Genomic DNA, 13,559 nt, shown 5'->3' with positions numbered 1-13,559 from the left:
CTGCCGGATTTCGAAGGAGGCGCATATGTTTACGATTGCCAGGTCGATGACTGCCGTGGGCTTTGGTTTGCTGCTGGCGGCTGTCGCCGCCATGCCGGCCGGTGCCATCACCATGCCGGCGCTGTCGGTGCCTGAAAAGTCCGACGTCATTCAGGTTCACGGCCATGGCCATTGGCACAATCATAATCACTGGAGCGGTGGCCATCGGCGTCATGGTTCCGATAGCTATTATGATGACAATTCGGACAGCGGCGTGCTCTTCAAATCCTTCGTGACAGGCACGCTGTTCAGCGGGCAACGCGCCCGAGGCTATTACGACGGCCATGCCCGCGCCTGCGCAAGCCGCTACAGCTCCTACCGCGCCTCGGACAATAGCTATCAACCGAGCCGGGGGCCGAGACGCGAGTGCCGTTGAGCCGGAACTTTTTCTGAGCGGCCCGCCACTTTTCGCTTGCGTCGCGAAACTCTAAACTCTAAACGAAACAAGCCGTTTCGGCAGGTCGGGGCGTAGCGCAGCCCGGTAGCGCACTTGACTGGGGGTCAAGGGGTCGCAGGTTCAAATCCTGTCGCCCCGACCATTTATCTCCTTGAGCTCCCAATCGAATTTCCAGTGATTTAGCTGCACCACGAGGATGGCTGGCCCGTCCAGCGCCGCGCGAGTCCTTCTGAGACGAGTTGATCGCCGATCGAGCGGCCCGCGCGCATGGCGATGCGCAGTTTGCCGCCATTCTGGTCATCGCTGCGATTGCTGCCGGAAAGTACGAAGGTTCCGTCATTGAGGAGGGCCTGCAGCCGCAGTTTCGCGGCCACGGCCTTCTGCCTCTCGCTCGGACAGCGCGCGGCATCGGTGTATGGCACGTCAATGTCGGCCAGCTGGATCCTGACGCCATCCTGCCAGAACGTGTTGCCATCAACCACGCAGTTCGTTCCCGAGCCGGCGCCACAAAGCACAAACCGGCCGCCGGTCTGGCCCCGTAAGCCGGGCACTGGCCGTTCGATCGGCATCCTGCTGATCGGCATCGCGACGGGAATGGCGGCTGGCGGCACGGGCAGGGCGGATGTCGCACGCGGTTCCGGAGCGACCGCGACGGTCTTGACCTTCGGCCTGGTTGCCGGCACCGGCGCTTCCTGTGCCACATGCGGCATGGCAGCGACCGCGCCTGCATGGGCGAGCATCGACGGCATCTCCTTGCGATGCTGGTAGGCGTAGATGCCGGCCACGGCCGCCAGGCCGACGACACCCCACAGCCACATCGAATTGCCCGCCCTGGATTGCGGCTTGCGCCGTGTGCGCCGTTTCGCTTTCGCCATGGTATCATCCCTCAATTGCGAGGGGATTATCGCCGCGATTTCTTACCGATCCGTTGGCTTTCGCATCATTGACTATCGGGAGCAGGGATTCCTATTTCGCTGGTGCGGTGGCCGGCTTCAGTTTGACCGACATCGTCACCTGTCCGTTTACCGAGAGCCTCGGCCCGCGGCCGTCGGGACTGTTGACCGCGGTATTGCTCGACATCGCGCTGATCTCGCAGGCGTCGGCAATGGTATCGAGCAAGGTCGCGCAGCTGCTCGCGGCGATCTTGTAGAAGGATTTCAAAGCCTTCTCCTGCTGCTCCTCGTTGTCGCCGTCCGGTACCGAATAGGAAAGCGATATTCCCGACTGCACGGAAATATATCCTTCCGGCGGCTGACGAGGATTGCGCAAGGGAAGGTTCTGAAAGTTCTGTGCAAGGGCCGGCAGGGCCGTGCTGGCGAGTAACAGGCCGACAATGGCCGGGATAAAAAATCTGGTCATATCATCTCTCCGTTTGCGCCGTTGTCGCAAATGCGGATGAAGGCTTGGTGATGGCGTAACTTAAAATTGTAGCGTTGGCGGGATTGCCGCCCGGTTTGCGAATCAGAAATGCATTAGTGGCGGCGATCGCGCAAAAGCTTCCTTGCCAAGCCCGCGGCCAAGGAGCATAGTCTAGTGGTATCGTCGGGTATTAGCGGGCACCGGCGAAGTTGTTGCGTGCTTCTGCCCGAAGGACGAGGCAGCGCAAATGTTGGAAACCCCCATACATCCACGGGATTTACCTTTGTTTTCGGACGATCTCGACCGTCTGGAGAAGGTGCTTGACGCTGTCTGTCAGGATCGTGGCATGAACCCGCGCAGTCCGGAAGCCGAGCGCTTGGGTGCATTGATCATCCAGCTTTACCGTCAGGGCGTGAAGGACGACGCCAAGCTTCTTGCGCTTGCAAGGGCTTATTTCTGACACAACCGCGCTTTTTTATGACCCTGAATCTAATCGATTTAAGCTGATTTCACATAGCAGCAATGATGCTTTGTGCCTGTTCGAAGCTGCACCGCCATCCTATATTTGCTGCATTGCACAAAGAGAGTCTGTCTCTCGATGTCACTGAGCCCCCTGGGGGACAGTGCGCGGCTGCCGCGACGGAGGAAAACCACTAGCGGCGGGCGCGGAGAATCTGAAAGGTCCATGATGAATTTCAAAGTTCCGAGCCGGCTTCGCCGCCTGCTTGTCGATTCCGTCGAGCTGCCGCAGCTCATGTTTCCGGCGACACGGCCGCAATCTCCGCCACCGCGTCGTCGCGTCCCCACGCGCCCGGTGCCGCAGCAACTGACGGAAGTTTTGTGGTTCGGTCGCAATCCAGGCGATCTTCGCATGCTCGAATATGTGCCGCCGGGCATCAAAGGGCCGATGCCGCTCGTCGTCGTCCTGCACGGGTGTCATCAGAATGCCGAGGATTTCGATCGCGCCAGCGGCTGGTCGGCTCTGGCTCGTCAGCACGGGTTTGCCGTGCTTTACGCCGAGCAGAAGACATCGAACAATCCCAATCTGTGTTTCAACTGGTTTCGCCCGAGCATGGTGACGCGCGACCGTGGCGAGCTCGGTTCCATCCGCGAGATGATCGATTCCAGCCGACGGCTGCACGAGATTGACGATAACAGGATTTTCGTCATGGGTCTGTCTGCCGGCGGCGCCATGGCCGCGGCGCTGCTTGTGACCTATCCGGAGCTGTTTGCCGCGGGTGCCGTCATCGGCGGCTTGCCTTTTGGAGCCGCTCGCGATGCCATGTCGGCTATGGATGTCATGAATCGCGGCTCCACGCGTACGGCCGAAAAATGGGCCGATCTCGTTCGCGAGGTCTCTCCGAATGCCCGCAGCTATCCCGTTGTTTCCATCTGGCATGGCGATGCCGACGATGTCGTGTCCTTTGCCAACGCGGAAGCGTCGGTCGCTCAGTGGCTTGCCGTGCGCGATCGTCCGCAGACCAAGGGCCGCCTGCGCCTTTTCGAAGGCGGCGAGCGGCGCGAATGGCGCGACGATTATGGCAACATGATCCTGGAACTCGTCACGCTGAACGATTTCGGCCATGGCTTGCCGGTCGGTTCGGTCATCGAGGGCCGGGAACCGGCAAACGATACCGAGCGCTTCATCCTGGCCGCGGCCGTTTCCGCGCCGGAGCAACTGGTCAAGAGCTGGGGGCTAGCGGCCTAGAGCCACAGCAAGAAAACTGCGGCAGTTTGCCGTCTGGAATGGCGGAAAAACAATGCCGTAGAGCGGTTCGGCGAAACGCATAACCGCTCCGGCCGTCAATCATCATTGGTGGCGTTCAGGTTTTCCGGCCGGATGCTGCCATCCTCGGCCCAATGCTTGAAGCGGACGCCGGCGCCGCCGGCGTCATCGCCGCCGCTGGCAAGGAACAGAACGCCGCGGGTTTCAAGGACGGAGCGAACCGTGGCAAGCGCCTTGGCATCTGCGGAATTGGCATCCGTTTCCAGGGCTTCGATCGTCGACACCGGAAGCTTGCTCTCGCTGGCGAGCGTCTCCGCCGTCAGTCCGAGCATGGCGCGCGCGCCGCGTAATTGTGCTGATGTAATCATGGTTTAACTGTATCGCATAAGCCGGAAAATCGGAACTCATTTCGGATGGAAACCGCGTTCGAGTTTAGAATGCGGCAGCGCTCTTCGTCCGCTCTTTGGCGATCTCAGGCAACGGGACTTTTTCCTGCCGTTCCAGGCGAACGGGGGCAGGATAGCCGAGCAGGTCGTAATAGATCTCCTCGGTCGCATCGGCCATACCGTCGAGCGTATAGCCGTCCTTGCGGCGGCGTGCTTCGGCGGCAATGCGTGCCAGCAGATTGGGGTCGGCAAAGTGCGACATCGCGGCGGCAAGTTCCGCGGGATCGTCGCTGTTCGGTACGATGTAGCCGTTCCTATCGGGCTCCAGCACCGTGCGTGCGCCGCCGACATCTGCCAGTACCAGCGGCTTTCCTGCCGACGCCGCTTCCAGCATTACATAGGACATTGCCTCATATCGGCTCGGCATAACAACGACATCGAACGCATCGATGGCGGTAACGCCCGGTATGCTGCCGTCAAGGCGGGCGCGGTGCGCCAGCCCGGCGGCCCTGATCATGTCGTTGACGGCTTCCGCAAGTTCCCCGATCCCGATCATCAACAAATGCGCCTGCGGCAAGCCATGGGCGATGCGGGAAAAAGCTTTGACAAGCCGCTCCGGCGCTTTCTGCGGGGTCAATCGGCCGACGAAACCGAAGAGGAGGGCGTCCTGAGGGATGCCGTAGCGGGTGCGGATGGCAGCGCGTTGGCTGGTTGGCGGTGCACTGACGCCATTGACGACGATGCGCAGACGCGCTTCGGGAATGCCCAACGACAGCGCGTGGTTATATTCGTCGCGGGAGACGCAGATCAGGCGGTCGGTCAGCCGGCTGCCGAGAAAGCGCTCGATGCCGCCATAGATCAATCGGCCCCTCGAGCCGAGCGTCGGGTCCATGGTGCGAAAGGCGTGCGGCGTGTAAAGGACCGGCACATGTCGTCCCGGCAGCCGCAATCGTGTCAATGCCCCGGCCTTCGAGCTATGGCCGTGGATCAGATCGAACGGTCCATTAAGGGCTGCGATCTTGCGCAGATGCCACCATGCGGTGATATCCCAGGGACCCGGAGCGCGCCGCATGGCAAGCGGAATGACGTTGTCGAGGCCCATGCCTTCGAGCTCTGCGACGAAGGCGGCCTCGGCGCGCAGCGGCGAATAGACGGCGGTGACCGAATGACCGCGCCGCTGCATAGCCCGGCACAGATCGAGGAAATGCCGTCCGGAGCCGCCGCCGCTCGGCTCGAGAACCTGCAGCAGCGACAGACGCTTGGTGCCACTATGAATGTTCACGGTGCTGCTTCCCTTCGGCTCGAGCTACGCTGATACTTCCGCTCGAGGGCGCCGCAGCCCCAGACGATGCCGATCAACATGTAGAGATGGCGCCAGTGGTCGGTATCGATGACATTGCCGATGCCGACATGGCCGAGAATGACGATCCAGGCGATCATCACGTAGGGCTGCCAGGGCCGTTCCTTCAGGAGATTGCGAAAGCCGATATAGATGGTCCAGCAGATCATGCTGATCCAGCAGAAGAAGCCGAGCCAGCCGTAGGTGGTCAGCGTCTTCAGCCAGGTATTGTGCTCGTCCTCGCGAAAGAGTTTGCCGAAGACCAGTGGCCCTATGCCGAGCGGCCGCTCCATGGACATCATGAAGCCGATGCGATGACGTTCGAAACGGCCGAGGTGGCCGCCGTCATAGTCCTGCACGAGTTGGGTACGCGTGGAGAACAGGTCGCTGACCTGATGGAATTGCAGCGCGACGACGAGCAGGACGACCATGAGAATGATCGCGGTCAGCGACATGACAAGGATGCGCAGCCGGAATGCGTTGCTGCGGTGCTTCAGCAGCATACAGAAGATCAGCATCGCCGAGGCGAAGGCAAACAGGGCCCAGGCGGCGCGGGAGAAGGAAAGGAAGATGCCGAAGGCCAGAATGAACAGGCAGATGCCCTTGATCGGCGCCTTCTTCAGATCGCCGATCAAGATACCGTGCATGAGGTATATGCTCGGTGTCACCAGATAGGGACCGAAGACGTTCGGATCCTGGAACGCACCCATCGCGCGGTCGTAGCGGGTGAAGATATCGAAGCCGGGAACGGCGTGGAAATAGCCGAGAATACCGAGGCTCGCCGTGATCAGCGCTGCCACGACCCAGGTATTGAAGATCAGCTTCAGCCGCTTTTCACCGTCCTCGATGATGGCAGCATAGAAGACGGAGCTGAGTGCCAGGAAGGTGGAGACGGCGATATAGACAGGACCGTCGAGATGGTCGCTGGCGTCGAGATTGCGCATCTGCGTGATCGACAGCATGCCGCCGACATTGAAGGCCAGAAACAGGGCCAGAAGCGGCGCGACGCTGCGGGATATCTTCAGCCCGAGAATGAACCAGGTGCCGATGAGAAAGGCGAGCCACAGCTCATAGGGGGCGGGTTCCGCGATCACGAAGCCCGACAGGAACACTCCGAAGGCGACGCCGGCCGTTCCGATCAGCCGTATTGTGGCGAGCTGCGGCTGCGCGACGCGAGACGATGGGAGGTCGATCGCGGTCAATAGGCGTTTTCCGTATTGAGCAGACGGAACGGCGTCAGGAAGAGGATCTTCAGATCGAACGCCAGCGACCAGTTCTCGATGTAATAGAGGTCGTATGCGGTACGGAACTTGATCTTGTCGTCGCTGTCGATTTCGCCCCGCCAACCGTTGATCTGTGCCCAGCCGGTCACGCCGGGCTTGACGCGATGGCGAGCGAAATAACCTTCGACGACATCGGAATAGGTGCGATTGTGGCTGGCGGCGAGCACGGCGTGCGGTCGCGGGCCGACGAGCGAGAGATTGCCAAGCAACACGTTGAAGAGCTGCGGCAGCTCATCGATCGAGGTCTTGCGGATGAAGCGTCCGACAGGCGTGACGCGAGGATCGTTCTTGGTGACGGCGTTGCGGGCGGTCGGGTCGCTCATGTGCGTATACATGGAGCGGAACTTCAAGACCTTGATGATCTCGTTGTTGAAGCCGTGGCGCTTCTGCATGAAGAATACGGGCCCTTTCGACGTCGTCTTCACGGCAATCGCCGCGCCGAGCATGATCGGCCAAAGAAGCGTAAGCGCCAGCACGCTGAAGAGGACATCGAAGATGCGCTTGGCGACGCCATCCCAATCGCGGATCGGCTTGTTGAAGATATCGAGCATCGGCACTGCGCCCACATGCGAATAGGCGCGCGGGCGGAAGCGCAGCTTGTTGGCATGCGCAGCAAGCCGAATGTCGACGGGCAGCACCCAGAGCATCTTTAGCAATTGCAGAATGCGTTCTTCGGCGCTGATCGGCAGCGCGATGATCAGCATGTCTATGCGCGTGAGCCGAGCGAACTCGACCAACTCGGAAACCGTGCCCAGCTTCGGATAACCGGCGACCATGACGGGCGAGCGCTTTTCGCCGCGATCATCGAAGATGCCGCAGATGCGTATATCATTGTCAATCTGATGCTCGAGCGCGCGGATCAGCTCCTTGGCCGGCTCGCCGCCGCCGACGATGACGGCGCGTCTTTCCATGACGCCGTTGCGGGCCCAATGACGGATGCCGTATGCGAAGACCAGGCGGGCAACCAAAAGAAACACCGCGCCTGTCGCGAACCAGATGCCGAGAAGGCGGAACGAATAGATATTGTTGACGTCGAACGGGAGGAGGGCAAGGGTCATGACGATGAAGGCCGCTGCCCATGGCCCGAGAATTCGTTGCAGGAAACGCTGCGGCGCACGCAAAATCGGGATCTGGTATGCGTCGGCGACCTGCAGAAAGACGATCGCGAGGCCACTGAGCGCGACGGTCACCACGGCTTTCGAGAGGAAGGGATGACCGTCCGTCGTCATCCCGAAGAAGAGGATCGCCAGGCCGACCGCAAGCAGCGACAGGAATTCGAAGAGCCGATATTGCCCTATGATGATGGCCGGCGTCTGATTGCCTTCGCGAAATTGTTCGGCGATCTGCAGCGCATAGGCATTGATTTCGCCGGCCGGACGCTCGCTGCGGGCTTCTTCGGCGCCACGTGTGCGGATTTCGGAAACCTGCTTGCGAATATTGTCCAAGTTAAACTGCTCGGACTTGTCGATGTTGTTCATGGCAATTCATCCGGTCGTTACCGGAATTGGCCTAGCAGATATCAGCTAAAAAACGCTTACACCACTTGCTTGTATTCTAATGTTCTCCGTCTAATCCAAGTATATTATGATACAGGTGCAAAGTATCTCTTGCCATGACGGAGGCTGAAAAGGCCGAGCGGATCGCCTGGGTATTCGGCATGTTGCGGCTGCCCCAGTCCGGTTCCGTGATCGCTTCGGCCATGACGCGCGCCAGATCGTCGGCGTCGTCGGGTTCGGCGAGCGCCGCGCTATTTTCTCCGAGCGCCTCGGGAATGCCGCCGACGCGCGAAGCGATCACCGTCTTTCCTGCGGCAAGCGCTTCCAGAACGATGTAGGGCATGGCCTCGGCGCGCGAGGGAACGACGACGTTTTGAGACATCGAAAAGGCTTCGTGTACACGCATGGCCGGCAGCATGCCGATACGGTGACCGAGACCCTGCTCGATCATCATGGCGCGGTATCTGTCCCTGTCCGGACCATCGCCGATCATCAGTGCGGATAGTGGCCTGCCGATCCGCCGCTCTGTCTTTGCGAAAGCGTCCATAAACAGATCGGGACCCTTCAGGTCCCGCATCATGCCGATATAGACGAAATGCACGGAGTCCGATCGTGTGGGTATATTGCGAAAATCCCTCTCGCTGATGCCGTTGTAGATCATGACCGAGCGCGTGCGCGGCTTGCCGACTTTCCTTTCGTAGGTGCGGCGCTCGAAATCGCAGATGAAGATCAGACCGTCGGTCAGAAATTCCAGTATCCGCTCCAGGCTGTGCACCAGCATTCCCTGTGGCGAACTGCGCGAAAAATGCAGGCTGCCGCCATGCGCAGTATAAAGGCGGGCTACGCGATACCTGTTCACCCGCAGGATCGAGCCGAGAACGCGCGCAAGCAGGCCGCCCTTGGCGCCATGCCCGTGCAGCACATCCGGCCGCAAACTCTTGATTTTCTTGTAACCGCGCCAAAGCGTCGTCGCGTCGGAGAGGCTGATTTGACGCCGGATAGGCAGACGGGTCACGCCGAGTGCCAGAAAGGGGGCGATGTCGTCGAACAGCCGGTCCTCATGCTCCCCGCCGGTGAGGCTGTCGCAAAGGATGCCGACTTCATGTCCCGCTTTGCTCTGTTCCTCCGCCAGATCGCGGACGTGGCGGAAGATCCCGCCGACCGGAGACCTGAAGCAATGGAGGATACGGAGCGGTTTTGCCATGATCGGGCGCTGTCAGAACAATCGTTCTCTGACATAGATCGTATCGCCCGCCAGCACCGGATCGGAGATGCCGACGCGCCCGGTCATCACGTGGCCGTTGATCTTGCGCGTGACGTCTGCATTGGCCTGGTTGGCGCGGCTGGAGAAGCCGCCGGCGACTGCTATGGCGTTCTGCACGGTCATACCAGGCACATAGGAATATTGGCCCGGCTGGCCGACCTCGCCCATGATATAGACAGAGCGGTAGCGATCGACATCGATTGTCACGTCGGGATCGCGGATATATCCCTGGCGAAGCTTCTGCGCGATCTGGCCGGAGAGCTGCTGCAACGTCCGGCCGCGGGCAGGGACCTGGCCGATGAGCGGGAAGGCGATATAGCCGGCCTGGTCGACCGTGAAGGTGTTCGTCAGGCCTGGCTGATCGAAGACGGTCACACGCAGGCGGTCGCCGCTATCCAGCGTATATGGCTGAATCGTGGCTTCGCTGAAGGCCTTCGGCGCAGGCTGATAGGTGTTGCAGCCGGTGAGCGCGGCGCTCACGGCAGCCATGCCGAGTGCCAGAACAATCTTTGGCTTTGCGAAGGGCATTTCGCGCTCACAGGAGAGGAAAATCACTGTCGCCGTTATCGATCCGTTAGGGTTAACGGTCGGTAAATAGCCAAGAAAATTCTCTCGCAAATATTAGGCATATCGAAAGCGATGCATGCGAAATACTATTAACGCTTGGGTTACCATAGTCGTTTACGATTAATTTCGGCTTTATATTATGGAGTTCTTGTATATGTCCGGTGTCAACAACACCCAGCAGGATGTGGACATCGATCTCGCGCAGCTCTTTCGCGCCGTATGGCGGCGGCGATTGCGGGTCATTGTCATTACGCTGGCAGGCGCCTGTCTGGCATTTGTCCTCGCCAAGGTGGTTTCGCCGGAATATCGCAGCGAGACCCGTATTCTGATCGAGCAGCGTGCACCGGCCTTTGCAACGACGACGACCGGCAACGACGCTGGATCGGCGCCTCTGCTCGACGAGCTTAACATCGCCAGCCAGGTCCAGATCCTGCAGTCGGCGGATCTGATCAAGCAGGTCATTACCAATCTCAAGCTCCCCGAGCACCCGGAATTCGCCGCAGCCAACAAGGGCTCAGCACTTTCCGATATTTTCGTCATGCTGCATCTGAAGCGCGGTGCCCTCGACAAGGCGCCGGAAGAGCGGATGCTGGATGCCTTCACCAGCCGGCTGCAGGTCTACCAGATCAACAGTTCGCGCGTGATCGGCATAAGCTTCACCTCCCGCGATCCGGATCTTGCCGCCAGCGTGCCGAACGCTATGGCGCAGGTCTATCTCTCGATGCAGAGCGGCGCCAAGCTCGATTCCAATAGCGAGGCGACGCGCTGGCTGGAACCGGAGATCAACAGTCTGCGCGAGAAGGTCAGCGAGGCCGAAAAGAAGGTCGCCGACTACCGCTCGGCCAACGGGCTTCTTCAAACGAGCCAGAACGGCAATTTCGCAACGCAGCAGCTTGGCGATATCTCAGGCCAGCTGGCGCAGGTGCGCGGCGATAAGGCCAATGCCGAAGCGCGGGCTCAGGCGGTGCGCAACGCGCTCGCCAGCGGCCGCTCGACCGACACGCTTGCCGATGTCGCCGGTTCGCAGGCAATCCAGCGGCTGAAAGCGACGGAGTCCAACCTGGAATCGCAGATCTCGGATCTGTCCACGACGCTGATGGATGGCCATCCCAGGCTGAGGAGCCTGCGGGCGCAGCTCGTCGACATCCGCCAGCAGATCAATCGCGAGACCCAGAGGATTCTGGCCAGCATCGAAAACGAAGCCAAGGTGGCACAGCTGCGCGAGCAGCAACTGCTGGCGCAATCGAACACGCTGAAGGCCGATAGCGCCAGGGCAGGGGAAGACGAGGTCGGCCTCAATGCACTGGAGCGCGAGGCCGCGGCGGAGCGGCAATTGCTGGAAACCTATCTCGCCCGCTATCGCGAGGCTGCTTCCCGCGTGGACAAGAATTCGAGCCCGGCCGATGCCCGCGTGGTTTCGAAGGCGGTCGAGCCGGTCGATCCATATTTCCCGAAGGTCGGCCCGATCGTCGTGGTATCAGCATTGGCGACCTTCATCCTGACCGCCATCGTCATCATGCTGGCGGAACTGTTCAGCGGTCGCGCATTGCGGCCCGTCGGTCGCGACGAGAAGGCTTCGCCGGAAATGCCCGCTCGTCCTCAGTCTGATATCCAGACGGCGCCGGCGCTGGCCATGGTGAAGCGCGCCGATGTGCCGGCAAGCATGCTCTCGGTTCCGGCAGACGAAACCCTGGCGCAGGAGATGGCGGCGGCAGTCGATCCGGAGCTCAAGCCGAAGCAGGCGGCTCAGGAAGCGGAAGACGAGGAGGATTTCTCCATCCAGTCCGTCGCCGACTATCTGATCGTCAACGGCTCCAGGCTGGCGATTGCCATATCCCCGAACGGTGACAGCGGATCCACCGCGACGGTGATGCTGGCACGGACGATTGCGGATGCCGGAAGCCGTATCGTGCTGGTCGACATGACAGGAACGGGTTGCCCCTCCCGGCTCATGGCCGAGCACGACGAACTTTCAGGCGTGACCGACCTGCTGTGCGGCGAGGCCGCCTTTGCGGATACGATCCACCCCGATCGGCTCTCCGACGCCCATCTCGTGCCGCAGGGCATGAGCGATCTCGGTCGTGCGATGCGCGGCGCCGACCGGCTGTCGCTGATCCTTGATGCGCTCGGTTCGGCCTATGACATCGTTCTTGTCGAATGCGGCGCAGCCGATGTTTCCGGCGTCGCGCGACTGACGCGCAGCAAGGATACGGAGATCATTCTCTCCATGCCGGTGCCCGACGAAGGCCAATTCATTGCAGCGATGGCGGAATTCCAGAAGGCCGGCTATGAGCACATCATCCTGATGTCCGGATGGCGCGAGGAGCTCGATCCGGATACGCGGCGCGACGCGGCGTGATCAATTCCTGTCGTTCTCGTCGGCCACAGCCGGACCCGCGCCCCGCCGGGCCCGCAACCGCTGGATGAAGGTATAGAGCTGCCGGTTGGACTTGATGGCGGCCTTGGCGCGCGTGATGCTTCGTTCTGCCAGAGCCGCTACATGGCCGATGCCGGATATCGGCAGGAACAGATCATGCTGCGTGGTCTCCATCGGACACCAGGAGCGCTTGTAGTTCTGGTCGCCGATGCCGAAATCGAAGAGGGCGACGCCCTCGCGATGCAGACGCTCGATCATCAACCAGAACAGCAACTCGCCGGGGCTCGCCTCGGCAACCAGCGCCTCGTCGATCGAGGCAAACTGGCAGACGACGTGATCGCCCTTGCGAGACAGGGCCGCGACCGCCGCAATGTGCCCCTCATGTTCGCCCTTGAGCCGGAGGGCATGCATCTGCAGCGTGGCATCGACGCCATCATTCCCATGACGCAGCAGCCGGCGCAGAGCGGCTTGCGTCGGCGCATGGGCAAAGACGTCGGGCAAGCCGGCTTCCCGGAAGCGGGTCGCCTTCTGCTCGAAGAACAGGTCGAGCAGCCCGTCCTGCTGATCGGGCGCGGCGTTCACATAGTCATAGCCGCCCTTGGCATCGAGGAGACGGCTCTGGTGCTTGAACTTCTTGCGGCGGCGCTTGGCGTTCACCTGTTTCAGGCTCGCCTCGAAACTGCCGAGGAAAGGCAGTTGGAAGGCGTGGTTCTGGTTTTCCACGGCGGGTAGCGAGGCAAGCGGGCTTCTGCGGCCGCGCCAGTCGAGCGGCACGTTGCGCAGGATGACGATATCCGCCTTGCCGCGCAGGGCTTCTGCGACTGCCGTCGTCTGCGCGGACGTCAGGCCCTCGGCGGCGCCCTGCAGAAATTCGGCGGAGAACAGGCCGGTGTTGATGTTGCTATGGCGCGTGCCGATGAATTCGGCTCGGCGCACGCCGCGTTCGCGGATGATCTCCAGCGGCAGGATGAAGGCGGTATGATCTCCAAGCGAGCCGCGAACGATAGCCAGCGGATGCCGAAAGGTCTCCACCCAGGCCGAGCACCAATCATAGCTCTGGTGCAGCGAAGCCAGGTCGTCTCGTTCCAGCGCGCGCCATTCGGCCTCAAGCGCGGCCATGCTGTCGAAGACGTCGATGCGGAAGCCGCCGCCCATAGCCGGCTGCGCTGTAACGGGCATGCTCCGCTCGCCCGTTGCCAAGGCAACGGCCGTGACGGCGATATCCCGTTCTTGCGTCTGCATCCGATCCTCTCCGCTCTGGCGGCGTTCGAACGCAGTCTTGCGGGTCGCGGCTTATTTTTGGCTTAAGATGGGACGATCCGCGCG

13 protein-coding genes and 1 tRNA gene are annotated in these 13,559 nt (G+C 61.2%); 5 read left to right on the top strand and 9 right to left on the bottom strand.

The window, feature by feature from the left end:
* Positions 1-25: 25 nt before the first annotated feature.
* Complete coding sequence (locus GA0061101_RS00275; protein ID WP_037194129.1) at positions 26-415, top strand: BA14K family protein; 390 nt, start codon at positions 26-28, stop codon at positions 413-415.
* 86 nt (positions 416-501) lie between these two features.
* Positions 502-578, top strand: a tRNA-Pro gene (locus GA0061101_RS00270).
* A gap of 37 nt (positions 579-615) precedes the next feature.
* Here GA0061101_RS00270 and GA0061101_RS00265 read toward each other — a convergent pair.
* Both GA0061101_RS00265 and GA0061101_RS00260 read right to left on the bottom strand, forming a co-directional pair.
* Entirely contained in the window at positions 616-1,311 is a 696-nt protein-coding gene (locus GA0061101_RS00265) for a thermonuclease family protein (RefSeq protein WP_047639201.1), read from the bottom strand.
* A gap of 91 nt (positions 1,312-1,402) precedes the next feature.
* On the bottom strand, positions 1,403-1,795 hold the full coding sequence (locus GA0061101_RS00260) for a hypothetical protein (protein WP_047639202.1): 393 nt from the start codon (positions 1,793-1,795) through the stop codon (positions 1,403-1,405).
* Between the two features lie 247 nt (positions 1,796-2,042).
* Between GA0061101_RS00260 and GA0061101_RS00255 the strand changes: the two genes are divergently transcribed.
* Positions 2,043-2,255 carry a hypothetical protein gene (locus tag GA0061101_RS00255; RefSeq protein WP_034507606.1) on the top strand — a complete coding sequence of 71 codons (213 nt, stop codon included), beginning with the start codon at positions 2,043-2,045 and terminating at the stop codon, positions 2,253-2,255.
* A gap of 225 nt (positions 2,256-2,480) precedes the next feature.
* The gene (locus GA0061101_RS00250) at positions 2,481-3,503 is read left to right on the top strand and encodes an extracellular catalytic domain type 1 short-chain-length polyhydroxyalkanoate depolymerase (protein ID WP_234903714.1); all 1,023 of its coding nucleotides are present in this window, start codon (positions 2,481-2,483) and stop codon (positions 3,501-3,503) included.
* A gap of 95 nt (positions 3,504-3,598) precedes the next feature.
* On the opposite strand, the gene GA0061101_RS00245 is transcribed toward GA0061101_RS00250, so the two are convergent.
* The 6 genes from GA0061101_RS00245 to GA0061101_RS00220 all read right to left on the bottom strand — a co-directional run bounded on the left by GA0061101_RS00245 (position 3,599) and on the right by GA0061101_RS00220 (position 9,817).
* Positions 3,599-3,889: a helix-turn-helix domain-containing protein gene (locus GA0061101_RS00245; RefSeq protein ID WP_037194136.1), complete on the bottom strand. Its 291-nt coding sequence runs from the start codon at positions 3,887-3,889 to the stop codon at positions 3,599-3,601.
* A 64-nt stretch (positions 3,890-3,953) separates the two neighbouring features.
* On the bottom strand, positions 3,954-5,189 hold the full coding sequence (locus tag GA0061101_RS00240) for a glycosyltransferase family 4 protein (protein ID WP_047552991.1): 1,236 nt from the start codon (positions 5,187-5,189) through the stop codon (positions 3,954-3,956).
* Positions 5,186-6,448: an O-antigen ligase family protein gene (locus tag GA0061101_RS00235; protein ID WP_047552993.1), complete on the bottom strand. Its 1,263-nt coding sequence runs from the start codon at positions 6,446-6,448 to the stop codon at positions 5,186-5,188. The genes GA0061101_RS00240 and GA0061101_RS00235 overlap by 4 nt, the downstream gene beginning before the upstream one ends.
* On the bottom strand, positions 6,445-8,007 hold the full coding sequence (locus GA0061101_RS00230) for an undecaprenyl-phosphate glucose phosphotransferase (RefSeq protein ID WP_047552996.1): 1,563 nt from the start codon (positions 8,005-8,007) through the stop codon (positions 6,445-6,447). The genes GA0061101_RS00235 and GA0061101_RS00230 overlap by 4 nt, the downstream gene beginning before the upstream one ends.
* Positions 8,008-8,083: 76 nt before the next feature.
* A complete protein-coding gene (locus GA0061101_RS00225; protein WP_092572788.1) occupies positions 8,084-9,229 on the bottom strand; it encodes a glycosyltransferase family 4 protein in 1,146 nt (381 codons plus the stop codon).
* A 12-nt stretch (positions 9,230-9,241) separates the two neighbouring features.
* Positions 9,242-9,817, bottom strand: coding sequence for a polysaccharide biosynthesis/export family protein (locus GA0061101_RS00220; RefSeq protein ID WP_037194147.1), 576 nt, complete (start codon positions 9,815-9,817; stop codon positions 9,242-9,244).
* Positions 9,818-10,010: 193 nt separating this feature from the next.
* Between GA0061101_RS00220 and GA0061101_RS00215 the strand changes: the two genes are divergently transcribed.
* Positions 10,011-12,215 carry a GumC family protein gene (locus tag GA0061101_RS00215; protein WP_092572787.1) on the top strand — a complete coding sequence of 735 codons (2,205 nt, stop codon included), beginning with the start codon at positions 10,011-10,013 and terminating at the stop codon, positions 12,213-12,215.
* Here GA0061101_RS00215 and GA0061101_RS00210 read toward each other — a convergent pair whose 3' ends face one another.
* Positions 12,216-13,475: a GNAT family N-acetyltransferase gene (locus tag GA0061101_RS00210; protein ID WP_092572786.1), complete on the bottom strand. Its 1,260-nt coding sequence runs from the start codon at positions 13,473-13,475 to the stop codon at positions 12,216-12,218.
* Positions 13,476-13,559 lie beyond the last annotated feature (84 nt).

It is taken from the genome of Martinezella lusitana (assembly GCF_900094565.1).
Classification (GTDB): domain Bacteria; phylum Pseudomonadota; class Alphaproteobacteria; order Rhizobiales; family Rhizobiaceae; genus Rhizobium; species Rhizobium lusitanum.
The sequence above is the reverse complement of the archived record's forward strand: the minus strand, read 5'-3'. Positions and strand labels throughout refer to the sequence as shown.